Source organism: Natrononativus amylolyticus (assembly GCF_024362525.1).
Classification (GTDB): domain Archaea; phylum Halobacteriota; class Halobacteria; order Halobacteriales; family Natrialbaceae; genus Natrononativus; species Natrononativus amylolyticus.
Genome location: NZ_CP101458.1, coordinates 2,423,717 through 2,448,453, shown reverse-complemented (window position 1 = coordinate 2,448,453; position 24,737 = coordinate 2,423,717). Strand labels below are relative to the sequence as shown.

The following is a 24,737-nucleotide window of genomic DNA, read 5'->3' as shown; positions in this document are numbered from 1 at the left end:
GCCGGCCCGGAGCGTCAGTCGTCGGTCCCCACGTACGACGCGGCGTAGGCGATCAGCGCCCCGTTCAGCGCGATCAAGGCGACGACCAGCAGCCGACCGGTGTTTCGGACGTCGAACCGGCCCGAGACGACGACGGCCAGCGCGCCGAGACCCACGCCGACCAGTGCGAGTGCCAGCAGGCGATCGAGTCGCGGATCGTACTCGAAGGAGACGGCCCCCTCGATCCGCTGAGAGTATCGCGATTACTGCCGTGACCCGCTCGATCCGGGTGAACGTCGTGGTGCACGCGCGCCGGCACGATGGTGTCACCGCTGATGTACGTTCCGTTTTCCCGGCGCTCCGGAGCGCGGGCTGGTTCCTCGAGCCCAACACCCTTTCCGCTCGCCGGTGTGTGCACACCCATGATACTCGCGCTACCCTTACTCGAACTCGCCGCGGAGACGGTAACGGCGACCCCCTCCGGTGCTGTTCGAGCGGTTCCCGGCGCCGTCGCCATCGAAGAGCCCGCTGACGCGGTTCCAGACTGGGCGCTCGCAGTAGCCGTCCTGCTCGGCGCGTGGTACGGCTCGAAGCTCCTCGCGCGAGCGAGCCGCCCGACGGTCGTCGAACGATTCGAGCGCCAGTCGGTCGCCGACATCCTGTTGCGGCTGTTCCGGGCGCTGGTCGTGACGGTCGCGGTGCTCGTCGTCCTCGGCATCTTCGGCGTCGAACTCTCCGAACTCGTGCTCTCGGTGACCATCCTCTCTGTGGTCGTCGGCGTGATCCTCACGCCGGTCGCGAGCGACTTCGTCGGGGGCTTCTTCGTCCTCGCGAACCGGCCCTACGAGGTCGGCGACATGATCGAGCTCGTCGACAGAGAGGAGAGCGGCCACGTCGTCGACGTCACCCTCCGGTACACGAAGATCCGGACCCTCGAGAACACCTTCCTCGTCGTCCCGAACTCGACGATTCGGGAGCGGGACGTGGTGAACCTCTCCGCGGACGACGAGCGCACCCGCGTCTCCATCGAGTTCCTGGTCACCTACGAGGGCGACCTCGAGGAGGCGCGCGAACTGCTCGAGGACGCCGCCGCCGAGACGGAGGGGGTCATCGACGGCGGTCCGGACATCGCGATGGGGAAGACGAAGTATCCCGCCCGGCCGACGGCGTTCGTCGAGTCGTTCGCCGACCACGGCGTCCGCCTCGACCTCAACTTCTGGGTCGAACGACCCTATCTGCCGCGGGTGATGCGCTCGAACATCCACGAAACGGTCTGGGAGAAGCTCGAGGGCGCAAACGTGGAGATCGCCTATCCGCACACCCACCTCGTCTTCGACGAAACGAGCGGCACCGCGCGGGTCGCCGTCGACCGCGCTCGCGGCGAGGCGCCCGATGCGGCGCTCGAGGCCGAGGAGCGAGCCGCGGACTGAAGCCGCGGGTGTTACTCCTCGAGGACGCCACCGCTGGACTCGAGCGCGTCCCGGAGCGAGTCGGAATCGGGAACGGAGAGCAGGTGCGCCTCGCAGTCGCAGTCGGAGGCTCCGACGCCGAACACCGGATCGCCGGGGGGTTCGGTCGCGAGTTCGCACTCGCGGTCGGCGCCGGGAAACAGCGCAACCGCCTCGAGGTCCGATTCCGGGTGGCCCAGCAGGTAGTTGACGTGCCAGTGTCGGGCCTCGCGTTCGCCGCGGGCGAGTGTGCGGTAGCGGTCGACCCGAGCGAAGCCGCCGGGTCCGATCGCTCCTCCGGCAACCGTTCGCCGACCCGGTTCGGCAGCGTTTTCCGGCAGAACCTCTCAGTAGCCGCCATGACCGACGCACTCGTCATCGGCGGCACTCGGTTCATCGGCCGCCACCTCGTTTCCGACTTGCTCGAGCACGACTACGACGTCACGATCTTCAACCGCGGGAACCACGAGAACCCGTTTTCCGACGACGACCGGGTCGACCGGATCGAGGGCGACCGGACGAACGACTCGGCGCTCGAGGCGGCCGCGAGCGAGGCAGACCCCGATATCGTCATCGACTGCGTGGCCTACTACCCGCGGGACGTCCGCGCGGCCACCGAAATCTTCGCCGACGTCGACGCCTACGTCTACATCTCGAGCGGCGACGCCTACGGCCGTGAGGAGATTCCCAAACGGGAGGACGAGACGCCGATGCGCCCCTGCTCGAGCGAGCAGGCGATCGACGACTCGAGCGACACCTACGGCAACCGGAAGGCGGAGGGCGACCGCGCCGTCTTCGCGGCGGCGGAGCGCGGCGTCAACGCCATGTCTGTTCGACCTTGCATCGTCTACGGCCCCCACGACTACACCGAACGGCTGGACTTCTGGATCGACCGCGTCCTCGAGTACGACCGCGTGATCGTCCCCGGCGACGGCACCAACCTCTGGCACCGCGCCTACGTCGAGGACGTCGCGAGCGCCCTCCGGATCGTCGCCGAGGAGGGCGAGCCCGGCGAGGTGTACAACGTGGGGGATCGCCGACTGGTGACGCTCGAGGAGATGGTCGAGCTGATCGCCCGCGTGGCGCGTGGCGCCACGGCAGATTCGAGCGGGGAGCGCAGCGACCTGCGAGCAACGGACGTCGAGGTCGTCCACGCCGGCCCGCGGGAACTCGAGGCCGGCGGCCTCTCCGCGGCCGACTATATCCTCTACCGCGACTACCCGCACGTGCTCTCGACGGCGAAACTCGCGGAGTTGGGATGGGAGTCGACGCCGCTCGAGGCGGCGATGGAACGAACCGTCGAAGAACACCGCGAGAGCGACCGCGACGGAAGCGAGCACGACCCCGGCCGAGAGGCGGAGGAGCGCGTGCTCGGGATTCTGGATACGATATAGTTGGTATGAGACAAAGCTGATGAGAACGGTTTTGCCTGGTTCCGTCCTGTTGCTACTATGAGCATTCGAAATAAGATGTTATCGACCGACCTCGAGACATGGGACCACCCACGTCGAACGCTGCTGGTGCTCCCGCTTTTCGGGGCACTCGGTGTGTTCGTTGGGTCTGTCGTATTACAGTATTTCATCGCCCCTTCACTGTGGTTCGTCGCGGGAGCCGGTGTCTCGGCTGCGTGCGGCGTCCTTCTGGGAGGCTTCGTTTCGCACTCCTCGAGCGCACAGAGGCCGACTGACTCCCCCTACTCCTCTGACTCAGGGACGTACCCGTACGCCTCTCTGGCCGCCTCGAGCGACAGCTTCCCCAACTCGAGATCCCGCTCGATCGCCGCGCGGTCGCGCGCCGCGGGGTCGCCGTAGCCGCCACCGCCCGGCGTCCGGATGCTCACGACGTCGTCGGACTCGAGAGTGCGCGCGGTCTTCGCGTCGATCGACTCCTCCTCGCCGTTTCGGAGCAGTTTGTCGTCACCGGGCGCCCCGTCGGAACCGCCCTCGATCCCGTAGGGGCCGCGTTTCCGGCGATCGGCGAGCAGGCTGAACGCCGCCTCGTGGTCGCGCACGCGGATGTCCCGCCGGAGGCCGAGGCCCCCTCGGAACTCGCCCGCGCCGCCGGTGTCGGGGCGGTACTCGTAGCGCTCGACGGAGAGCGGGTAGGCCGTCTCGAGGACCTCCGCGGGCGTGTTCATCGTGTTGCTCATGTGGACGTGGACGCCGTCCATTCCGTCGCCGCTGGCCCGACCGCCGAAGCCGCCGCCCTGGGTCTCGTAGAAGGCGTACGGCCGACCGTTCCGCGGATCGGTGCCGCCGAAGGTGACGTTGTTCATCGTTCCCTGGCAGGCGCCGATCGCCCGCTCGGGAACGACCTCGGCGAGCGCGCCGAGCACGACGTCGGTCACGCGTTGTGAGACCTCGAGGTTGCCGCCGACGACGGCGGCGGGCGGGCTGGCGTTGACGACCGACCCCTCGGGCGCCTCGAGTTCGATCGGGCGGTAACAGCCCTCGTTGGGCGGGATGTCGGGGTCGGTGAGACACCGCACGGCGTAGTAGGTCGCCGACGCGGTGACGGCGAAGACGGCGTTGACCGCCCCCGCGACCTGGTCTGCGGTGCCGTCGAAGTCGACGGTGATCTCCTCGCCGTCGATGGTGACCGCCGCCCGGATCTCGATTCCCTCGGTTCCCTGTCCGTCGTCGTCGAGGGTATCGGAAAACTCGTAGGTGCCGTCGGGTAACTCGGAAATCGCCGCCCGCATCCGCCGCTCGGAGTAGTCCTGAATCTCCTCGATGGCGTCGGCGAGCGTCTCCGTGCCGTACGTCTCCGAGAGGTCCTGTAAGCGCTCGCGGGCGGTCTCGTTGGCCGCCTGCTGGGCGCGCAGGTCGCCGCGGCGCTCGTCCGGCGTGCGGACGTTCGCGAGGATGAGGTCCATCACGTCGTCGACGACCTCGCCACCCTCGAACAGTTTCACCGGCGGAATGCGGATCCCCTCCTGGTAAATTTCCGTCGAGTCGGCCGCGACGCTGCCGGCGCGAGAGCCCCCGACGTCGGCGTGGTGGGCCCGGTTGGCCGCGATGGCGATCAGCTCGTCCCCCCGATAGACGGGCGTCACGAGCGTCAAGTCCGGCAGGTGCGCCCCGCCGCGGAACGGGTCGTTGACCATCACCGCGTCGCCGGGCGAGAGCGACGCCGGGGGGTAGCGCTCGAGGGCCGCCGCCACCGAAAACGGCATCGCGCCGAGGTGGACCGGCATGTTCTCGGCCTGGCTGATCATGTCGCCGTCGGCGTCGAAGACCGCACACGAGCAGTCCCGGCGCTCCTTGATGTTCGGCGAGTAACCCGTCCGGATGAGGTTCGCGTTCATCTCCTCTGCGATCGCCGTACAGGCGTTTCGGATCACCTCGAGCGTGACCGGATCGACGCCACCGGCATCGGCGCTGCCGGCGTTTCGGCCGTCGGGGCCGCTCATCGCGTCACCTCCGTGTCGACGGCGATGGTGCCGTACTCGTCGACCGTCGCCGTCTGATCCGGGCGGATGACGACCGTGCTTTCGGGCCCCTCGACGACCGCCGCCCCCTCGAGTTCGGCGCCGACCGGGAGTCGACCCCGGTCGTAGATCCGCGTCTCGTGTGGCGTGCCGTCGTAGACGACGGTGCGCTCGTCGCGGACGGCGTCGTCGGGATCGCCGTCTACGACCGCGGCGGTGAGATCGGGCGTCTCGACCAGCCCGCGGGCGCGTAGCCGGGCGGTGACCAGCTCGAGCGGCTCCTCGGGCGAGGCGTGGCCGTACCGGCGCTCGTGCTCGGCGTGGAAGCGCTCGGCCGCGGCCTCGAGGGTTTCCCCGTCGAGGCCGCCGTCGGGGAGGTCGATCGTGAGGTCGAACGACTGGCCGACGTAGCGCAGATCGATCGCGCGCTCGATCTCGACGTCTGCGCCCGCGAGTCGCTCCCGCCCCTTCCGCTCGAAGCGCTCGAATGCGTCCGCAAGCTCCTCGAGCGAAATCTCCTCCCAGCGACGGACCATCGACGTGCTGAAGTCGTGGACCAGGTCGGTGATGAGCAGGCCGAGCGCCGAGAGCACGCCCGCGCTCGCCGGGACGAGCACGCGGGGGACGTCGAGCGATTCCGCGAGCGCGCTCGCGTGCAGCGGGCCGGCGCCGCCGAAGGCGACCAGCCCGAACTCCCGTGGGTCGTGGCCGCGCTCGACGCTGACGACCCGCAGCGCCCGCTCCATGTTCGCGTTGGCGACGTCGAGGATCCCCTGGGCGGCCTCCTCGAGTTCCATCCCGAGCGGGTCGGCGATCCGCTCGCGGACGGCGCGCTCGACCCGATCGACGTCGGCCTCGAGCTCCGCCGAGAGGAAGGCGTCGGGGTCGAGCCGTCCGAGCAGGAGCTGGGCGTCGGTGACGGTGGGCTCTTCGCCGCCGCGGCCGTAACAGACCGGGCCGGGAACCGCACCCGCCGACCGGGGGCCGACGCGAAGTGCGCCCCCGGCGTCGATCCAGGCGATCGAGCCGCCGCCGGCGCCGATGGTGTGGACGGCGATCATCGGGACGCCGACGGGGTAGTCGCCGATTTCGACGTCGGTCGAGACGACCGGCTCGCCCCCGCGGACCAGCGAGACGTCACAGGAGGTGCCGCCCATGTCCATCGTGAGCACGTCCTCGGTGCCGGCGAGCCCGGCGACGTGGGCGGCGCCCTGGACCCCCGCAGCCGGCCCCGACAGCAGGGTGTTGATCGGCCGCTCGCGGGCCTGTCCGGCGTCGATGATCCCGCCGTTGGACTGCATGATCTGCATCGGGGCGGGAACGCCCAGGTCGTCGACGCTGGTCTCGAGGCGGCCGATGTACGAGTCCATCACCGGTTTGAGCGCCGCGTTGAGCGCCGTCGCCAGGGTGCGCTCGTACTCGCGGATCTCGGGAAGGACCGCGCTCGAGCGCGAGTAGGACGCCTCGACGCCCGCCTCCCGGAGCCGTTCCTCGACGCGGCGCTCGTGGTCGTCGTTCTCGAAGGAAAAGAGCAGGGAGACGGCGACGCTGTCGACGCCCGCGGCGGCGATTTCGTCGGCGACCACCCGGACGCTCTCTTCGTCGAGTGGCGTCCTGACGGCGCCGCGCTCGTCGAGGCGCTCGATCACCTCGTAGCGGCGGTCGCGCTCGACGATCGGTGCCGGCTTCGTCGCGTCGAAGTCGTAGATGTCGGGGCGGGCCTGGCGGCCGATCTCGAGGACGTCCCTAAACCCCTCGGTGGTCACCAGCGCCGTGTTCGCCCACTCGCGCTCTAAGACGGCGTTGGTCGCGACGGTCGTCCCGTGGGCGAAGAAGTCGACGTCCCCGAAGTCGCCACCCTCGCGGCTCTTCTCGAGGCCGTCGACGACCCCTTCGTCGGGGGCTTCCGGGGTGGAGGGGGTTTTCGTGACCTCGAGGGAGCCGCCGCGGAGAGAAACGACGTCGGTGAACGTGCCGCCGACGTCGACGCCGATCCGACAGCGTGTGGATTGGTCGCTCATGGCACCCTGGTTGGCGGCGACCGTCTAAAAGCTCCGGTTGGCGGAGACGATGGTCACCGGACCGATACGTTCCGGTCGCCGGCGGCGTCGGCTACCCGTGGGTATTCGTCCTCTCCCCGCGAAGGAAGGGTATGTCGGGGCCGACCGGGGGCGGACCGGTGCTCGTCGCCGTCGCGAGCCCCGCCCACGTCGAACAGCTCGTCCGGACCGCGGGCGACCTCGCCCGCGTCGGCGACGGCGTCGTCCGGATCGTGACGGTGGTCGTAAAGTCCCACGACTCGCCGTTTTCGGTGTACGCCGACGAGACGATCGTCGAGCGGTTTTCGGGCGACAGTCGGGAGTTGCTCGAGGCCGCGGCCGCGGTCGCGCCCGACGACGTCACGGTCGAACGCGACATCGTCGTCGGTCGGTCGGTCGCCGACGGCGTGCTGCGTGCGGTCGCGGCGGCCGGCGCGAGCGCGCTCGTAATCGGGTGGGAGCGCGGACGCGGACGGACGGACGCCGTCTTCGGAACGACCGCCGACAGGCTCCTCGAGCGCGCGCCGTGTGACCTCTACGTCGAGCGCATCGGTCGGGAAGCCAACGGCGTCGACTCGATCCTGCTGCCGGTCGCCGGCGGCCCCCACGTCAGACCCGCGGCCGTCGCGGCGAAGGCGATCGCGGCGCGAAACGACGCGACCGTGATCGCGCTCTCGGTCGCCGCTCCCGATCTCGACGAGGACGCGGCTCGCGGCGCCGCCGAACGCGCCCGCGACCTCCTGGCGGAGCTTCCCGGCCCCGCCGTGGCGGTCGAGACTCGAGTGCGCGAGGGGCCGGTCCTCGAGACGATCGCCGAGGCGGCGGGCGGTCACGACGTTCTCGTCGTCGGCGCGACCCGCCAGGGGGCGTTTCACCGCCGGCTCGTCGGCTCCGTCGCTCGAGACGTCGTCCACCGGACCGAGCGGACGGTGATTCTCGCCCGTGCCGGAGACGCGGTCGACGGCTCGATACTCGCTCGACTGCGCCGGCTGACCGAGTCGTGAGCGCTCACCGTCGGGCGATCGAGAGCGCCGCCGCGACGGCGGCGAGGTTCGCGAGCGCGAGCAGCGCGAACGCCGCGTCGTAGCCCCCGGTCGCGTCGCGGATCCACCCCGTCACCGCCGGGAGCACGAGCGCGGCGGCGTTACCGGCGGCGACGACGACCGCGACCGCGGTTCCGTCGCGGGGGGTCGCCCCCGCGGTCGTTTTGAATATCGCGCCGAACGGCAGTGAAACCGCCGCGAGCGCGAGCAGCGTGAGTGCCACGACGAGCCCAACGGCGTCGACGCCCGCCGCCAGCGCCGCGAGCGCGGCCACTCCGACACCCGACGCGCCGGCGATCACCCGACCGTCAGCGATCTCCGGACGGAGAACGGCGATTCCGCCGCCGAGACGGCCCGTCGACGCGACGAGCAACGCGAGCGCGTTCAGCGGACCGACGATCCCCGCGTCGTCGAAGTAGGCCGTCACGAACGTCGAGAGGGTGATGTAGGCGCCGAGGGTCGCGACGTTACAGACCGCCGCGAGGAGCACGACGCGGTTGCGAACGACGGCGCGCCAGTTCGGTCCCCGGTCGTCGCCGGCGTCTCGAGCCGCCGGCGGTCGCGTCCGATCGCTGAGGTGACGGTCCTGCCAGAGCGCGACGGCGGCGGGGGCGGCGACGAGCGCGGCGACGGCGTGGACGCCGAGCCAGCCGGTCACCGCGACCACCTGCGGTGTGAGCACGAACGCGATCGCACCGCCGAGCGTGAACATCGCCCCGTTGATGCTCTGGTGCCAGGTCGCCGTCGCCCCCGTGTGGACCCGCGAAATGTGGGTCGCACAGACGGTCACCGTCAGCCCGCCGGTCAGCCCCCACAGCGCGCGGAGGGCGAGCATCGCCTCGAACGTCGGCGCGAGGTCAACGACGACCGCGAGCACGCCGTTGGCGACGACGACGCCGAGCAAGACCGGGAGCGTCGCCCTGTCGTCGACGAGCCGTCCGCCCACCGCCTGGACGGCGACGAACGCGAGCAAGGCTGCGCTCATCAACAGCCCGACGGCGGTGTAGCCGACGTCGAACTCGCGAACGACGACCCCCGGGATCGCCGCGTAGGAGAAGACGACGTAGCCGACGCTGAGCGCCGCGAGGTGGGGGCCGTAGCGCAGACCGATCCCGGACACGTCGTGTTCGGGCGTCACCAGACAGGCCAGGATAAAGACAGTCACTGTCCCGGCGACCCCGGTGGTGGATCGAGTTCGACGCGACGAGGGGGTCGTTGCGGCCACTGGGGCTCGAGCGACGGACACCGATTCGTCAGCGCTGCGCGACGTTCACGGAGCTATATACGTCTGCTATCCAAATCCCTGTTCTATGTCACCGCTACCCACACGAACGGAGGGGAAGGTCGCCGCGGGGTTGCTCGTCGTGTTCTACGCCGCGCTGCTGCCGCCGGGGCTCTTGCTCGCCAACGAGTCGACGCTGGTGTTCGGACAGTCGCTCATGTACGTCTGGTCGGCCGTCTGGGGCGTCTTCGGTATCCTCGTGCTCGTGTACGCCGCCAGGACCGACGCGTTCGCGATCACCGAATCGCAGGTGCCGCCGGAGCTTCGCGAGCAGGAGGACGTCGCGACGGCGACCGATCTCGAGGAGCCGACGCGGGGTGAGGCCTGATGGTGTCGACCCAGGCGCTCGTCGCGCTCTCGACGATCGGCGTCTACACCGTGATCGTGCTCGCACTCGGCTACCAGGGCTGGCGCGTCGGGAAGCTCAACGTCGAGGACTGGGTGACCGCCGACCGCAGTCTCGGGGTCGTCGTCCTGCTCTTTACGTACGCGGCGACGTACCACTCCTCGTTCGCCTTCCTCGGCGCCGCCGGCTTCGTCTACGAGAACGGGATCGGCTTCTTTCCGGCCGCATTCGCCTGGGTGACGCTGTCGGGGATCCTCCTCTGGCTCGTCGGCTCTCGCGTCTGGCTGCTCGGCAAGAAGTACGACTACGTCACGCCGTCGGACTTGCTCGAGGACTTCTACGACTCGAAGGCGGTGGGACTGCTCGCGAGCGTCGTCTTCATCGTCTTCACCTTCCCGTACGTCGCGATCCAGCTGATCGGCAGCGGAATCATCTTCGAGACGGCCACTGACGGCGCCGTGAGCTTCGAGGCGGGCGCCGCGTTCCTGCTGGTCGTCGGCGTGATCTACGTCTGGCTCGGCGGGATGCGCTCGATCGCCTGGACAGACACCATCCAGGGCGTGTTCATGTTCGCCGCGATGTGGATCGCCGGCGCCCTGTTCGTCTTCTCGGCGTACCGCGGCCCGTCGGCGTTCTGGAGCGACCTCCAGGCGAACGCGGCGGAGTACCTCGTTCTCCCGGGTCCGGTCGACGCGCTGACGCCCGCATTCTTCGTCTCGTTCGTCTTCGTGACCGGCGTCGGCGTCGCGATGTCGCCGCACATCTTCCTGCGCTACTACAGCGCGAAGTCGCCGCGGACGATCAAGTGGGTCGCCGCCGGCGGCACCGGCTACCTCCTGCTGTTCTACTTGCCGCTCGCCTTTCTCGCGCTCGGCGCCGTGGTACACTTCCCCGAGCTCGCCGACGCCGACTCGGCGATTCCGGTGGTACTGTACGAGTTCACCCCCGCGGTGTTCGCCTCCGTCGTCGTCGCCGGCGCTATCGCCGCCTCGATGAGTTCGAAGGACGCCCAGCTCCACGCCGTCGCCTCGCTGATCACCCGCGACTGGTACGAGAACCTGCTGGCCGACGGCGAGGTCGACGAGGTGAGAAAGACCCGAATGGCCCAGGCGCTCGTCCTCGTCCTGGCGCTGGTCTCCTACGTGATCGCCATCCAGGACGTCGACATCATCGTGATGGTCACGCTCGTCGCCTTCGACGGGCTCACCCAGCTGCTGCCGATGACCCTCGGCGCGCTCTACTGGCACCGGGCGTCGACCGAGGGCGCGTTCGTCGGTCTCGCAGCCGGCGTGGGGATCGCGGCGGTACTCACCTTCGGCGTCGTCTCGCTTCCGGCGGGCGCGCCGAACTTCACGCCCGGCTTCTACGGCTTCATCGTGAACTCGATCCTGTTCGTCGGGATCAGCCTGCTCGTCGACCCCGTTCCCGCCGAGCGCCGAGAGCGAATCCAGGGCTACCTCGCCTACGCGATCAACCGCGAGTGGGAAGAAGAGTCCGGAGTCGACACTCCGGCGGACGACTGAGTACGAGTCGCCGACAGGGAACGCCTTTATATTTCGTCTGCCTCCGTGGAGACATGTTCGAGAAGTCGACGTGGATCCGCCTGCCGCGGAACGTCCTCGTCGGGCACGGCGTGCTCTCACGGGCCGTCGACGCCATCGACGACCTCCATCTCGAGGGACGGCCGCTGTTCGTCACGAGCCCGACGCCGAAGGAACTCGCCGCGGACCCGATCGCCGCCGACCTCGAGGCGCGGGGGATCGACCCCGTCACCGTCACCGTCGAGGAGGCGAGCTTCGACGCCGTCGAGGAGGTGATCGACGCGGCGGAGGGAGCGGACGTCTCCTACCTCGTCGGGGTGGGCGGCGGGAAGGCCATCGACATCGCGAAGATGGCGAGTGACCACCTCGGGATCGGTTTTCTCTCCGTGCCGACGGCGGCGAGTCACGACGGCATCGTCAGCAACCGCGGCTCGGTGCCGGAGGGGGACACCCGACACAGCGTCGCCGCGGAGCCGCCGCTCGCGGTGATCGCCGACACCGAGATCCTCGCGGAGGCGCCCTGGGAGCTGACCACGGCGGGCTGTGCCGACATCATCTCGAACTACACCGCGGTGATGGACTGGCGGCTCGCCCACCGGCTCAAGAACGTCGAGTACTCCGAGTACGCCGCGGCGCTCTCGGAGATGACCGCCGAAATTCTCGTCGACAACGCCGACCTGATCCGCCCCGGCGTCGAGGAGTCCGCCTGGATCGTCACCAAGGCGCTCGTCTCCTCTGGCGTCGCGATGTCGATCGCGAGCTCCTCGCGGCCGGCCAGCGGCGCCGAACACCTCTTTTCCCACCAGTTAGACCGGCTCGCACCCGGCGCGGCCCTCCACGGCCACCAGGTCGGCGTCGGCTCAATTATGACCGCCTACCTCCACGGCGGCGACCGCGGAATCTGGAAAGACATTCGCGCCGCCCTCGAGAGCATCGACGCGCCGACGACTGCCACCGATCTCGGCATCGACGACGACACCGTGATCGAGGCGCTTTCGACCTGCCACGCGATCCGGGACCGGTACACGATCCTCGGCGACGGGATGGACGAGCGGGCGGCTCGAGAGGTCGCGACGCGAACGGGCGTCATCGGCTGAGGATCAGCCGAGATCGACCCGCTGGAACCGCCAGAGGCCGGCGAGAACGGGGACGAGTACCCACGCGAACAGGATCACCAGCATGACCTCGCCCTCGAGGTACCAGGCGTCGGTCGGCATTCCGACGTCGGGAAACGCGAGGCGCATCGAGTAGGTGTAGGCGATCGTCGGGCTCACTACTGCCTGGACGAAGCTCATCCCCTCCGCGGTGACCTCCATCCCGAGGAGGTCGGCGAGGACGTAGCTGATTGCGTTCTCGAACACCGGCAGCAGCGTCAACACGTTGGTGACGAAGAAGAAGCCGATCGCCCCGCCCATCGCCCGCGACCGCGAGCCGGTGGCGGCGGAGATGCCGATCGCGACGGCGACGTACGTCAGCGCGTAGAGCACCGTCAGCGCGGCGACTCTCGCGAACAGTTCGGCCTCGAGGGAGGGGTACCACGCCAGCGCCATCGCGACGCCGAGGGCGAACGCCACGAGGATCGCCGCCGTGACGATCGCCGCGCGGCTCAGGAACTTCCCGAGGACGACGTCCCGGCGGTTGTTCGGGATCGAGAGGAGGTACTTGATGCTGCCGGACTCGCGCTCGCCGGCGATCGCCAGGTAGGCGGCGACGAGCGCGATGAGCGGGATGATGAGCGCGCCGATCCCCATCATCGCGCCGAGCTGGCTCTCGACCTGCGGGTTCGAGACGTTCCGCTGGCCGAAGTAAAACAGCAGGACCATGAACAGGGCGTAGATCCCGCCGACGAACCAGACGATCTTCGCCCGCCTGACGTCGAGGAAGTCCTTGCGGGCGACCGCGAGCGTACTCACGGCTGGACCTCCACGGCGGCCGGCTCCTCGGCGGCCGCTCGCTCGTCGCCCGTGTAGGAGTTGAACAGTTGCTCGAGCGAGGCGTCCTCGGAGACGATGTCGACGACGTCCGCCCGCCGAGACACGTGTTCGGTCACCGCTATCTTCACCGTCGGATCGGCACACGTCGCGGTGATTCTGGTTCCGTCGATCGCGACAGTCCGGACGCCCGCCACGGACTCGAGCCCGAGGTCGTCGGGGACGGCGTCGACCTCGAGGGTAATCGTCGCGCCGAGGTCGAGGCCCGCTCTGAGTTCGTCGATGGTGCCGGTCGTCACGAGTCGGCCGCCGTTCATGATGCCGATGCGGTCGCAGACGGCCTCGACCTCGCCCAGGATGTGACTCGAGAAGAACACCGTCGTCCCCCGGTCGGCCTCCTCGGCGATGATCTCGCGCATCTCCTGCATCCCGGTCGGGTCGAGCCCGGAGGAGGGCTCGTCGAGGATCAGCAGGTCGGGGTCGCCGACCAGCGCCATCCCGAAACCGAGGCGCTGGGTCATCCCCTTCGAGTAGCCGCCGGCGGGACGGGCGGCCTCCTCGCTCGTGAGGCCGACGCGCTCGAGAATCGCGTCGGGGTCGTCGTCGCTTCCCTTGGTGTCGACGACCCACTCGAGGTGCTCGCGGCCGGTGAGGCGGTCGTAGACGCTCGCGCCTTCGGGGAGGACGCCGATGCGCCGGCGGATCGAATCGGCTTCGGCCTGCGCGTCGTAGCCGAGCACCGTCGCGCTCCCGCTCGAGGGCCGAACGAAGTCGAGCAACATGTTGATCGTCGTCGACTTGCCGGCGCCGTTCGGCCCGAGAAAGCCGAACACCTCGCCGGTCGCGACCGTGAGGCGGAGGTCGTCGACGGCGAGGACGTCCTCGCCGAAGCGTTTCGTCAGGGCGGTCGTCTGAATAGCGGTCACACGTAGAGATATCTGCGAAGTGATATATACGTTTTGCAACCAGTACCGGCTTCCTACACGGTGACGGTCCGGCTGCCGGACAGCGACAGGTAGACCGCGCCCATGCCGCCGACGACGAGGTGCGGCCAGTAGGTGGTGAGCCGGTACAACAGCGCGGTCGCGGTTGCGAGGTCACCGGTGAGGCCGGCCACCGTGACCAGCAGTCCGGCGAGAACGACTTCGATGCCGCCCGTCCCGCCGGGAAGCGGCAGGACGCCGCCGAAGGAGGCCAGCGGCGCGAGCGCGAGCGCCAGCACGATCGGGGCGTCGACCCCGAGCGCGAGCAGGCAGAAGTAGAGCGGAAGCGCGTTGACGACCCAGCTCACGAGCGCGACGCCGAAGGCGGTCACGAGCGTTCGCCGGGCCGCTTTGACGGTCTCGAGCGTGTCGAAAAACCCCGAGACGCGATCCGTCGCGCCGCCGTCGGCCCCCGGCAGCCGCGGCACCCTGGCGGCGACCCGCTCCCACCGCCGCGCGAGGGCGAACGAGGCCGTCCGCGCCCACCCCTGGTAGGCGACCGCGACGACCGTTCCGGCGACGAGAACGCCGGCGCCGCCCGCGAGTGCGATACTCGAGAGCAGATCCGCCGGCGTCTCCCCGATCGCGGTGTAGGCCGCCAGGCCGACCAGCGCGACGACGACGCTCGCCAGAAAGCCGAACACCTCCGCGGTCGCGACGACGGCCAGGTTGTCCTCGAACTCCGAGTCGGAGTTGGCCGCGAGCAGGTAGGCCGTGATCGGCGTTCCCGTCGAGCGCCCCCACGGCAGCGCGCTGCGCGCGAAGTACCCCGAGAGGAACGCGGCGACGAACGCGACGCCGGTCGCCGCCCCCTCGATCGGCACGAGCAGTCGCTCGACCAGCAGCCCCCGGAGCGCGAGAATTCCGAGGCCGGCGAGGAGCGCGACCGCGAGCCAGCCGGCGTTCGCCTGCCGGACGTTCGCGAGGACCTGCTCCCAGCCGACGCCGTAGACGAGCAGGCCGACGACCGCGAGTGCGAGGGTGAGACCGATGGCCGCTCGTCGATACTGCATACCGCCGGTAACGAGCCGACGCCTCTTGAACGCAGCAGAAACGGAGACGGATGCCGCCAGCCCGCTCTCGAGTCAGACGTGTTCGTCGAGGAACGCCGCGATCGCCGAGTAGGCTTCGATGCGGTTCTCGAGCTTCGAGAAGCCGTGGCCCTCGTCGTCGAAGATCAGCGTGCGAACGGGTACGCCCTGCTCGCGGGCTTTCTCTGCGATCTGTTCGGCCTCGCCGACGGGCACCCGCGGGTCGTTCTCGCCGTGGAGGACGAACAGCGGCGCCGCGAGCGAGTCGATGTTGTTGATCGGCGAGATCGACTCGAGGAACTCCCGATCTTCCGCGAGCGAGCCGTACTCGGCCTCCCGCAGCGAGCGCCGCCAGTCGCCGGTGTTCTCGAGGAACGTGACGAAGTTGGCGATGCCGACGATGTCGACGCCGGCCGCCCACAGCTCGGGGTACTCGGTGAGCGAGGCGAGCACCATGAAGCCGCCGTAGGAGCCGCCCATGCAGGCGATCCGGTCGGGATCGACGGCGTCGTGCTCGGCGAGCCAGTCGACGCAGGCGGCGATATCCGCCACCGAGTCCATCCGCTTTTCGACGTCGTCCAGGCTCTTGTACTCGGCACCGTAGCCGGACGAGCCGCGAACGTTCGGTTCGAAGTAGGCGTACCCGCGCCCCACGAAGTACTGCTTGACGGAGGAAAAGGAGGGGCGGCGCTGGCTCTCGGGGCCGCCGTGGATGTCGACCACGACGGGGGTCTGGCCGGCTTCGTACTCCGCGGGCAGGGTGAAGAAGCCGGGCACCTCGAGGCCAGCGTGGGACTCCGACTGAGTCCCACGGGCGGACGGGCGACGCCCGTCAACGCCGAAGCTCTCGACGTGAACCAGTTCCGACCGCCGAAAGGTCTCCGACGGAATCCCCGCCGTCGGGGCGCTCGTCCAGCGGGTCGTCTCGCCGGTTTCGGTTTCCACGACGACCACGTTCGCGTTCAGCCGGTCGCCGGTGATCGTACACGCGAACGACGCCCCGTCGGGACCGAAGCTCACGCCGCCGGCGACGTCGCCGGGTAGATCGGGGTCCGGAAACGTCTCGAAGCTGGTCGGATCGGTCGCGTCGAACTCGCCGACGGTGAGCTCCGTGTACCCCTCCACGTTGCGCGAGTAGACGAAGCGGCCGGTATCCGTCTCGAGTGCGATGCCGTCGACGTTCCACCGGCCGCCGGCGACCCGCTCGAACTCGAGGCTGTCCAGGTCGAGGTAGGCGAGCTCGAGGGTGTCGCTCTCCCGGTCGGTGACCAGGTAGAGCCCGTCGCCGTCGGGCGCCCAGGAGGGGCTCTGGTGGCGCACGTCACCCTCGTGAGGGGTCAGGTGGCGGAACTCGCCGCTCTCGAGGTCGAGCGTGTAGAGATCCTGGTCGGCGTTGGAGTACGCCTTCGAGACGAGCAGCCGCGAGTCGTCCGGGCTGAACCCGCCGACGGTCAGCCAGCCGTCGCCCTCGTGGACGAGTTCGGCCGCCTCGCCCGTTTCCGTCCGCTCCTGAACGTAGACGTCGAAGACGGCCTCGTCGCGGCGGTTGGAGGCGAACGCGAACCGCTCGCCGTCGTGGCTCCAGCCGCCCCAGCGGTGCTTTGCGTCGGGCATCGCGGTGAGGTTCTCGACGGCGCCCGTCTCCGTCTCGAGGCGGAACAGCTGGGCGCGCTCGTTGCCGCCCTCGTCCATGCCGAAGATCAGTTCCGGCCGCTCGGGCGACCACGAGGCGAAGGTGATCCGCTCCTCGTAAAAGGTGTGCTGTTCGGGCCAGCGCCGCGGTTCCTCGAGCGTCCAGATCTGCGGGACGCCGGTCGTATCCATCAGAAACGAGAGTCGCTGGCCGTCGGGGCCGACGGACGCGCCGTACGCGCTGCGGATGTTGAGATAGCGCTCGATGTCGTACGTCACCATGGCCCTCACATCTCGATTCGAAGCGGTAACTGTTTCGTTCGCCGACGTCCGTCGAGACGGGTGCCCGGAGCCGCTCTCCCCGGCTGTAAGGTGGGGCTGCTGTCGGTGGAACTCGAGTAATGGTCGCTAGCACCCGTCTGCACGATGACACGGGCGCGTCGATCTGCCGGCGGCCGCTGGCACCCGGGTCGTCTCGAGAAGCGCGTTTTACGCGCCGAACGCGGTGAAACGGTTTCAGAACGCCCGAAAGGGCCAATTCATCGGCGACAAAAGGATATATTCTCTCGGCTGAATTCGAATTAATTGGGGGTGGATAAAAGGGACAGCCGGGACGACCCGCAGTCGGGCTGTCCGCTCTCCATAACAAAGATTAGGGTATACGTTAGCTTCTACCGGCGGTCGATAGGAATGAGAGATAAGTCACGAGCAGAGGGGCGTATAGTGCGTTCAAAACGACTGTACTCAGGGTTAGTAGTTCTACTCACGCTGATGGTCGTCGTGGGGTTGACGGCGGGTGCCGGCGCATCCGGCGTCGCCGAACCGGCCGACGACGCGACCGAGACCGACCTCGAGGCGTTGCAGGTCGCCTACGAGTGTACGGACGCGGGTGGTGAGATCACCGTCACGAATCCGAACGACGTCGACGTGAACGTCACGGTAAACGAGAGTGACGACCTCGATGCGGCGGCCGACGACACGATGGCCGACGATACCGACGAGATGGACGAGCAGTACGAACTCACCGTCGAGCTCGACTGCGGCGAACTCGGTACCGAGGAGGGCGAGCCGCTGACCGTCACCGAGATCGTCGCGGCCAACGACGAGTTCACGTTCGAGGGACTGGCTGACGGTACGTACGTGCTAACGGCCGACCACAAGGGCGAACCCGTCGCCCTCGAGCTCGAAGACGAGGAGCGTGTCGAGAAGCCCGCGGAGAAGCCAGCAAAGGAACCGGCGAAAGAACCGGCCGAGGAGCCTGAAAAGAAGGCTGAGGAGCCGGTAGAGAAGGTTGAGGAAGAGCCTGCGAAAGAGCCGGTCGAAGAGCCCGAGAAGGAACGTGTCGAAGAACCGGTAGAGAAGGTTGAAGAAGAGCCTGCGAAAGAGCCGGTCGAAGAGCCCGAGAAAGAGCGGGTCGAGGAGCCAGTAGAGAAGGTTGAGGAAGAACCCGAGAAGGAACGTGTCGAGGAGCCAGTAGAGAAGGTTGAGGAGGAACCCGAAAAAGAACCGGTCAAAGAGCCTGAAAAGAAGGTTGAGAAAGAACCAGCGGAGAAACCCGAAGAACCTGGGAAAGAGCCGACCAAAGAGCCTGAAAAGAAGGTTGAAGAAGAACCCGAGAAGGAGAAGGACGACAAGAAGGACCGGGATAAGAAGGACAAAGACCGCGACAAGAAGGACAAAGACCACGACCAGAAGGACAAAGACCGGGATAAGAAGGACAAAGACCGCGACAAGAAGGACAAAGACCACGACCAGAAGGACAAAGACCGGGATAAGAAGGATCGCGACAAGAAGGACAAAGACCGGGATAAGAAGGATCGCGACAAGAAGGACAAAGACCGGGATAAGAAGGATCGCGACAAGAAGGACAAAGACCGGGATAAGAAGGATCGCGACAAGAAGGACAAAGACCGGGATAAGAAGGACCGAGATAAGAAGGACCGAGATAAGAAGGATCGCGACAAGAAGGACAAAGACCGCGACAAGAAGGACAAAGACCGGGATAAGAAGGATCGGGATAAGAAGGACAAAGACCGCGACAAGAAGGACAAAGACCGCGACAAGAAGGAGGAACCGAAGGACGAGAAGAAGAACGGTGACTCCACGCAGCAGCAGGATCTTCGAGACCAGATCCACGACACGACGCACGAGATGATCGACGAGATCTCCAGCGACGTGGCAGATCGACAGGGCGGACCGTCGGAAGAGTGATCCGAACTTCGGGTGTCAGTCGCCCGGATCACGGGTAACGGCGCCCTATCCGGCTACCCCCGGTTCGGGGGACGAGACATCGGCTACACCCTTTTTCGAACGCTCCTATGACACTCGAAGATTCGTTCAGCACTGCGATCAGTGGATGACCTCCGTTTCCGGACGCTCGAGGGCGACTCGAGTCCGACCCACGAACGGGCCGCACAGAGCCAGCGTCCGCCGTCATCAGGCGAGGACTCACGCCAGTAGAAACAGATAGCATTTTTACGATTCCACGTACAGTACCGACACAGATGCGAATCGCGTTCGTCTCCGTCGACACGATCCACCACCGGTCGACGGAGACGAACGAGCGGTTCCAGACGGTGCTCGAACTCCTCCGAGATCACGGCCACGACGTCCACCTGTTCTGTACCCGCTTCTGGCCCGGCGAGCGACGGACGCTCGAGCGAGACGGGATCGTCTATCACGGCGTCGCGGCCGACCGCGAGTCCCCACGGTCGTTTTACTCGCGGCTTCCGCTCGCGATCCGTCGGCTCGGTCCGGACGTGATCCACGCCCGCGCCGAACCCCCCGGCCAGGTCCTCGCGGCGAGTACGGCCGGCACGCTCGCACGCGCGCCGCTGCTCGTCGAGTGGTACGGCGACGGCGGCGTCCCCGACGACCGCTGGCACCGCCTCGCGGCCAGCCGGTCGCCGACGATCGTCACACCCTCGCGGCTCGTCGAGACCTGGATTCGCGAGCGGGGAGCGAGCGACGACCAGGTCGCGGTGATCCCGACGCCGATCGACCTCGAGCGGATCCGTGCTACCGACCCCGGCGAGGCGACCGACGTGGTCTACGCCAGACGCCTCGACGAGGAGGCGAACCTCGAGAGTCTGCTGCTGGCGCTCGCGGAACTGCGCCAGCGCGAGTGGACGGCGACGGTCGTCGGCGACGGACCCGAGCGCGAGCGCTACGAGGAGCTGACGGAGGACCTTCGGCTCGCCGACCGCGTGACGTTCGCCGGCGACGTCTCGCGGGACGAGCGTCTCTCGATCTACCGGAGCGCGCGGGTGTTCGTCCAGACGGCGACCCACTGCGTGTTTCCGGAGGAACTGCTCTGGGCGCTCGCGAGCGGCTGCGTCGGCGTCGTCGAGTACCACGCCGCCTCCAGCGCACACGAACTCGTCGAGGGCCGCGAGCGGGGGTTCCGGACGACCAGCGAGGAGGAGCTGACGAGCGCGATCGTCGAGGCCGGCCGGCTCGAACACCGCGACTACGAGCCGGCGTTCGAGTCGTTCGGCAGGCGCCCGGTGAGCCGGCGCTACCTCGAGGCCTACCGGGAGCTGCAGGCGGCGTCCGAACTGCTGTAGAACTCGGCCGTCACTCGGAGAGCAGCGAGGGCCGGCGCGTCGCCAGGGCCGTCCGGACGGCCGCGACGTTCTCGGGCACGTCGTGGACGCGGACGATATCGACACCGCGGTCGGCCGCCAGCGCCGAGGCGGCGACGGTCGGCGCGAGGCGCTCGCCGGCAGCGGCGCCGACGCGGTCGAACATCGACTTGTGGGAGTGACCGACGAGGATCGGACAGCCGAGCGCGCGGAACTCGCCGATCCGGTCGAGCAGTTCGAAGCTCTCGCGGGCCGACTTTCCGAACCCGATTCCCGGATCGACGATGACGTCCTCGCGGTCGATACCGGCCTTCTCGGCGAGCAACACGCGCTCTGCGAGCTGGTCGAGCACGTCGGCGACGACGTCGTCGTAGTCGACCTCCCGGCCGGGAACGACGGGCGCGTCGATGCTGTGCATCAGGACCAGCGGCGCGTCGTGCTCGGCGACGACGAAGCGCATCTCCGGGTCCTCGAGCCCCGAGACGTCGTTGATGATGTCCGCGCCGGCCTCGAGGGCGGCCTCGGCGACGGCGGCCTTCCGGGTGTCGACGGAGACGAGCGCGTCGCGATCGGCGAGGCGCTCGACGACGGGGACGACGCGGTCGATCTCCGCTTCGACGGGGACGGGCTCCGCGCCCGGTCTGGTCGACTCCCCGCCGACGTCGATGACGTCCACGCCCGCCTCGAGCATCGACTCGGCGCGCGCGACGGCGTCGCAGACGCCGTCGTAGCGGCCGCCGTCGTGAAAGCTGTCCGGCGTGACGTTCAGGATGCCCATGACGGCGGGTCGGTCCGTCCACGGGTACGACCTCTCGGGGGAGGGCGGCTCGATCTCGAGGAGCTCACACAGCTCGCGGGCGACGTCGTCGAGCCCGTTCGAGCCACTCTCGAGGCGCGCGACGGCGGTCTCGAACTGTGCCAGGGTCCCCATGAGGACGGCGTCGACGCGGTCGTCACCCTCGAGGGCCGAGAGCGCACACTCGCCGCCGGCGGCGAGGAGTTCGCGCTCGATTCGCCGGGCCTGGCGGCGCTGCAGGCTCGTCCGGACGACGCGGTGGACGGCCGCCCCGTCGGTTCGATCTCGGGTCTCCTCGGTCACGTCGGCACCCTCGAGGACCGCGCGGGCGTCCGCGCGGTCGCGAACCGACTTCGGAACGGGCGTTCGCGTCCACCGGGCGCGAGCCTCGGCGACAGCGAACAGCGAGCCGGTGACGAGCACGCAGTCGTCGGGGCCCGCGGCCTCGAGCGTGCACGCCAGGGCGTCCTGTACGGCCGGTTCGGTCCGGACGTCGGGGGCGCCGGCGCGCTCGAACACCGCCGCGAGAACCGCCGCTTCCTCGCTGCGCTCGAGGTCCGGCTCGCAGGCGACGACCGTCTCGGGCGTCGGCAGCGCCGCGGCCATCTCGTGGTGGTCCTTGTCGTGCATTGCGCCGACGACGAGGCGGAGATTCTCGTAGGAAAACGACGAGAGCGTCTCGGCGAGGCGTTCGCAGGCGCCGGGGTTGTGCGCGCCGTCGAGGACGACCAGCGGCTCGGTTTCCATCACCTCGAACCGACCCGGCCAGTGGGCGTTTCGTAGTCCCCGCTCGAGGTCGGCCTGCGAGACGTCGGCGATCTGTCGGGCGAGCGTCGCGGCGATCCCCGCGTTCTCGGCCTGGTGTTCGCCCAGCAGCGGAATCCGCGCCTCGAGCTCCCAGTCGTCGCCCGTCACGGAGACGGCGGCCTCGGTGTGGTTCGCCCGTCCCTCGTAGGCGACCCGGACGTCGGCGTCCTCGTCGGGACGGACGGTGACGACCGCGCCGGCGACCTCGCGGGCGGCCTCGAGCGGGCTCCCCGAGAGGCCGGTGACGAGGGGCTTCCTCTCGGGGACGACGTGAGCCTTGTCGCGGGCGATCTCCTCGACGGTGTCGCCGATGATCCCCGTGTGCTCTAGGGTGACGCTCGTGACCGCGCTCGCGACCGGATCGACGACGCTCGTCGCGTCGTAGCGGCCGCCGATGCCGACCTCGAGGACGGCGACGTCGGCGTCCTCCCGGCCGAACTGCCACAGTGCGAGCGCGGTCATCGCCTCGAAGAAGGTTGGCGACTCACCGTCTGCGGCCCGCTCGGTGACGTACTCCCGCGAGCGCTCGACGAACGCGGTGACCGCCGACCGCGGGATCTTTCGTCCGTCGACCCGGATCCGCTCGCGGACGTCCTCGAGGTGTGGCGAGGTGTAGAGGCCGACGGAGAGGCCGGCTTCCCGCAGGGTGGACTCGAGCATTCGCGCGGTGCTCCCCTTCCCGTTGGAGCCGGCGATCTGCACGACGTCGAGGTCCTCGTGTGGGTTCCCCAGATGGTCGAGGAAGTCCGCGGTCGACTCGGTGCCGGGTTTCGGCCGGAACCGGCGAAGGCCGAAGAGGGTCTCGGCCGCCTCGTGGTACTCCATATCCGAACCACTGAGTCCGACCGCTTTAGGGTGTCGGAGACGCCTCGAACGAGCGCCGTCGGCTCCGGCGTCCCTGCGGCCAGCCCGAACGCTCCACTCGAGTAGGACATAGATACGGACCGTGTTCGACGGCTGCAATACCCGTTCTCGGTACTTTCGGCTTTTCTTACCTATGAGAGTTCGGAAAAGCTTATACTGGTTTGTTCGAATCGTACTCCCAGTATGGCACACGAATTGGCAATTGGTAGTCAGGGTCACCCCTCGAGTTTCGAAATCACGGTCGACGGCGCGCTCGGCATCGTCACGGACGACGCGCTCGCGGAGACGACGACCACCTCCGGAACGTCGATCGAAGGCACCGTCGACGGCGCGGACCTCCGCGTCGAGTTCTCGGGGCGGATCGCCGACATCACGGTGTTCGACGGCGAGACGGCGATCGAAGTCGACGGCGAAGCGGTCGACCCCGTCGAGTACAGCGCGTAACCGCACTCGAGGACCTGGGAAGGGTACCGTCGGTGCCACCGCGGCGCCGCACTCGAGACGATTTTTCGGTGGTCGGCGACGATCGGCGGGGACTGGGCTATCGCTCGAGTTCGTCACGCCAGGGCCACGGTCGTTCGTCGCCCCACGGCCAATTGTCGACGGCCTTCATGCCGACGTCGTAGCCGCCGGCCTCCGTCGCCTCGCGGATCTCCGCCTCGTCGACGGGCTCGACCGGTCGGTCCCGCTCGGCGAGACGAGCCAGCCCCGCGGCACAGAGAATCGAGAGTTCGCGCAGGTCCCGCGGGTCGAGTTTGTCGAGCGTATCCCCGTGGGTGTGGCCCCAGCCCCGGCCGTCGTCGTCGCGGACGGAGACGCCCTGGGCCGCCGGCACGCCCCGCTGGGCGAACGGCCAGTGGTCGCTGTGGGGACGGATCGTCCCCGCGGACGGGATCTCGACGCCGTACTCGTCGGCGACCGCGTCGAACGCCTCGCCGATCTCCTCGAAGCCGTGGTGGTAGACCTTCAGATCGCGGGAGTAGCCCACGCCGTCGACGTTCACCACGCACTTCACCCGCTCGAGGTCGTGGGTGTGCGACCAGTAGTACGAGCCGTAGAGGCCCGTCTCCTCGGCGCCGAAGACGACGAACCGGACGCGGGTCTCGAGGTCGTCCTCGACTCGCTTCAGGATGCGGGCGGCCTCGACGGCGATGGCGGTTCCCGCGCCGTTGTCGTTGGCGGCGGTGCCGACGTCGTGGCCGTCGACGTGGGCGGTAAAGAGCACCTCCTCGTCGGTGTCGGGGCCGACGGCGGCCTCGACGTTTCGCGAGGTCGCGGGTTCGGTTCGACAGTCGACGGACAGCGTCGCTTCGACGTTCCCGCGCTCGCAGTACCGCAGCAGGCGGTCGCCGACCTCCGTGCTGAGGCCGACGGCGGGGATCTCTCCCTCGCGGTCGATCTTCCCGACGTCGCCCGTCGGCGGCAGACAGCCTTCGACGTGGTTGCGAAAGAGAAAGCCCTCGGCGCCGGCCTCGACGGCGTAGCCGTACTTCTCGCCGCGGTGGACCCACCGTCCGTAGTCCTCGGGGGTGAGGCTGTAGGCCATCGCGATCTTGCCGGTGAGGTCCAAGTCCTCGAAGTCCTCGGGGACGCCGTAGCCGACGTCGACGATCTCGCCGGTGACCTCTCCCGCGGGCGTGCCGGGGAGTTCGACGAGCTCGTGGGAGCGCTCGAACCGCTGTGGCGGATCGCGGCCGTGCAACTCGAGCGAGCACTCGCCGCGCCACCACCCCGGAATCGGAAACTCGGTGACGGTGACGTCCGCCAGGCCGCTCTCTTCGAAGCGCTCGCGGACGTACTCGGCGCCGCGGTGCTCGCCCGCCTGGCCGGGCATTCGGTTGTTCAGGTCGACGAGCTCCTCGAGCAGTCGCCAGCCGACGTCGCTGCGGTAGGCCTCACCGACGACGTCGTTCGGAAGTCGGGACATGACTGTCGCAATTCGCGCGGCGGGTGTTGACTATTCGGATACCCGGAGCGTCTCGCCGACTCTCTGCGAGGTGA

Annotated in this window: 19 protein-coding genes; 9 read left to right on the top strand and 10 right to left on the bottom strand. The window is 68.6% G+C overall.

What is annotated here, in order from left to right; genetic code table 11:
• Positions 1-14 precede the first annotated feature (14 nt).
• Positions 15-155 carry a hypothetical protein gene (locus tag NMQ11_RS12840; protein WP_255168767.1) on the bottom strand — a complete coding sequence of 47 codons (141 nt, stop codon included), beginning with the start codon at positions 153-155 and terminating at the stop codon, positions 15-17.
• Positions 156-401: 246 nt separating this feature from the next.
• On the opposite strand from NMQ11_RS12840, the gene NMQ11_RS12835 reads away from it, so the two are divergent.
• Both NMQ11_RS12835 and NMQ11_RS12825 read left to right on the top strand, forming a co-directional pair.
• Positions 402-1,409: a mechanosensitive ion channel family protein gene (locus tag NMQ11_RS12835; protein WP_255168766.1), complete on the top strand. Its 1,008-nt coding sequence runs from the start codon at positions 402-404 to the stop codon at positions 1,407-1,409.
• Positions 1,410-1,786: 377 nt separating this feature from the next.
• On the top strand, positions 1,787-2,821 hold the full coding sequence (locus NMQ11_RS12825) for an NAD-dependent epimerase/dehydratase family protein (RefSeq protein ID WP_255170895.1): 1,035 nt from the start codon (positions 1,787-1,789) through the stop codon (positions 2,819-2,821).
• 299 nt (positions 2,822-3,120) lie between these two features.
• On the opposite strand, the gene NMQ11_RS12820 is transcribed toward NMQ11_RS12825, so the two are convergent.
• Both NMQ11_RS12820 and NMQ11_RS12815 read right to left on the bottom strand, forming a co-directional pair.
• Positions 3,121-4,839: a hydantoinase B/oxoprolinase family protein gene (locus tag NMQ11_RS12820; RefSeq protein WP_255168757.1), complete on the bottom strand. Its 1,719-nt coding sequence runs from the start codon at positions 4,837-4,839 to the stop codon at positions 3,121-3,123.
• Positions 4,836-6,878, bottom strand: coding sequence for a hydantoinase/oxoprolinase family protein (locus NMQ11_RS12815; RefSeq protein ID WP_255168755.1), 2,043 nt, complete (start codon positions 6,876-6,878; stop codon positions 4,836-4,838). Before NMQ11_RS12815 ends, NMQ11_RS12820 begins: the two co-directional genes overlap by 4 nt.
• 131 nt (positions 6,879-7,009) lie before the next feature.
• Here NMQ11_RS12815 and NMQ11_RS12810 point away from each other — a divergent pair, with 131 nt between their 5' ends.
• Positions 7,010-7,900, top strand: coding sequence for a universal stress protein (locus tag NMQ11_RS12810; protein ID WP_255168753.1), 891 nt, complete (start codon positions 7,010-7,012; stop codon positions 7,898-7,900).
• A 4-nt stretch (positions 7,901-7,904) separates the two neighbouring features.
• Here the strand turns inward: NMQ11_RS12810 and NMQ11_RS12805 are convergent, their stop codons facing one another.
• Positions 7,905-9,104, bottom strand: coding sequence for an MFS transporter (locus NMQ11_RS12805; protein ID WP_255168751.1), 1,200 nt, complete (start codon positions 9,102-9,104; stop codon positions 7,905-7,907).
• 145 nt (positions 9,105-9,249) lie between these two features.
• On the opposite strand from NMQ11_RS12805, the gene NMQ11_RS12800 reads away from it, so the two are divergent.
• Genes NMQ11_RS12800 through NMQ11_RS12790 form a run of 3 tightly spaced genes read left to right on the top strand, consistent with a single transcriptional unit; the run spans position 9,250 to position 12,205 of the window.
• On the top strand, positions 9,250-9,549 hold the full coding sequence (locus NMQ11_RS12800; protein WP_255168749.1) for a hypothetical protein: 300 nt from the start codon (positions 9,250-9,252) through the stop codon (positions 9,547-9,549).
• Positions 9,549-11,090: a sodium:solute symporter family protein gene (locus NMQ11_RS12795; RefSeq protein ID WP_255168747.1), complete on the top strand. Its 1,542-nt coding sequence runs from the start codon at positions 9,549-9,551 to the stop codon at positions 11,088-11,090. Before NMQ11_RS12800 ends, NMQ11_RS12795 begins: the two co-directional genes overlap by 1 nt.
• Positions 11,091-11,143: 53 nt before the next feature.
• On the top strand, positions 11,144-12,205 hold the full coding sequence (locus tag NMQ11_RS12790; RefSeq protein ID WP_255168745.1) for an NAD(P)-dependent glycerol-1-phosphate dehydrogenase: 1,062 nt from the start codon (positions 11,144-11,146) through the stop codon (positions 12,203-12,205).
• 3 nt (positions 12,206-12,208) lie between these two features.
• Here NMQ11_RS12790 and NMQ11_RS12785 read toward each other — a convergent pair whose 3' ends face one another.
• From NMQ11_RS12785 to NMQ11_RS12770, 4 genes are all read right to left on the bottom strand, one after another.
• Positions 12,209-13,021, bottom strand: a complete 813-nt coding sequence (locus tag NMQ11_RS12785) for an ABC transporter permease (protein WP_255168736.1) — start codon at positions 13,019-13,021, stop codon at positions 12,209-12,211.
• Positions 13,018-13,965: an ABC transporter ATP-binding protein gene (locus tag NMQ11_RS12780; protein ID WP_255168735.1), complete on the bottom strand. Its 948-nt coding sequence runs from the start codon at positions 13,963-13,965 to the stop codon at positions 13,018-13,020. The genes NMQ11_RS12785 and NMQ11_RS12780 overlap by 4 nt, the downstream gene beginning before the upstream one ends.
• A gap of 53 nt (positions 13,966-14,018) precedes the next feature.
• The gene (locus NMQ11_RS12775; RefSeq protein WP_255168733.1) at positions 14,019-15,035 is read right to left on the bottom strand and encodes a lysylphosphatidylglycerol synthase transmembrane domain-containing protein; all 1,017 of its coding nucleotides are present in this window, start codon (positions 15,033-15,035) and stop codon (positions 14,019-14,021) included.
• A 72-nt stretch (positions 15,036-15,107) separates the two neighbouring features.
• Positions 15,108-16,967 carry a S9 family peptidase gene (locus NMQ11_RS12770; protein WP_255168731.1) on the bottom strand — a complete coding sequence of 620 codons (1,860 nt, stop codon included), beginning with the start codon at positions 16,965-16,967 and terminating at the stop codon, positions 15,108-15,110.
• Between the two features lie 309 nt (positions 16,968-17,276).
• Here NMQ11_RS12770 and NMQ11_RS12765 point away from each other — a divergent pair, with 309 nt between their 5' ends.
• Together NMQ11_RS12765 and NMQ11_RS12760 are read left to right on the top strand one after the other, a co-directional pair.
• Positions 17,277-18,896 (top strand): hypothetical protein, encoded by a 1,620-nt coding sequence (locus NMQ11_RS12765; protein WP_255168730.1) that lies wholly within the window; start codon positions 17,277-17,279, stop codon positions 18,894-18,896.
• A gap of 293 nt (positions 18,897-19,189) precedes the next feature.
• A complete protein-coding gene (locus NMQ11_RS12760) occupies positions 19,190-20,251 on the top strand; it encodes a glycosyltransferase (RefSeq protein WP_255168729.1) in 1,062 nt (353 codons plus the stop codon).
• A 10-nt stretch (positions 20,252-20,261) separates the two neighbouring features.
• On the opposite strand, the gene folP is transcribed toward NMQ11_RS12760, so the two are convergent.
• The gene (gene folP, locus NMQ11_RS12755) at positions 20,262-22,697 is read right to left on the bottom strand and encodes a dihydropteroate synthase (RefSeq protein WP_255168728.1); all 2,436 of its coding nucleotides are present in this window, start codon (positions 22,695-22,697) and stop codon (positions 20,262-20,264) included.
• Between the two features lie 222 nt (positions 22,698-22,919).
• Here folP and NMQ11_RS12750 point away from each other — a divergent pair, with 222 nt between their 5' ends.
• The gene (locus NMQ11_RS12750) at positions 22,920-23,180 is read left to right on the top strand and encodes a hypothetical protein (RefSeq protein WP_255168726.1); all 261 of its coding nucleotides are present in this window, start codon (positions 22,920-22,922) and stop codon (positions 23,178-23,180) included.
• Between the two features lie 97 nt (positions 23,181-23,277).
• Here NMQ11_RS12750 and NMQ11_RS12745 read toward each other — a convergent pair whose 3' ends face one another.
• Complete coding sequence (locus NMQ11_RS12745) at positions 23,278-24,663, bottom strand: M28 family metallopeptidase (RefSeq protein ID WP_255168724.1); 1,386 nt, start codon at positions 24,661-24,663, stop codon at positions 23,278-23,280.
• Between the last annotated feature and the right edge of the window lie 74 nt (positions 24,664-24,737).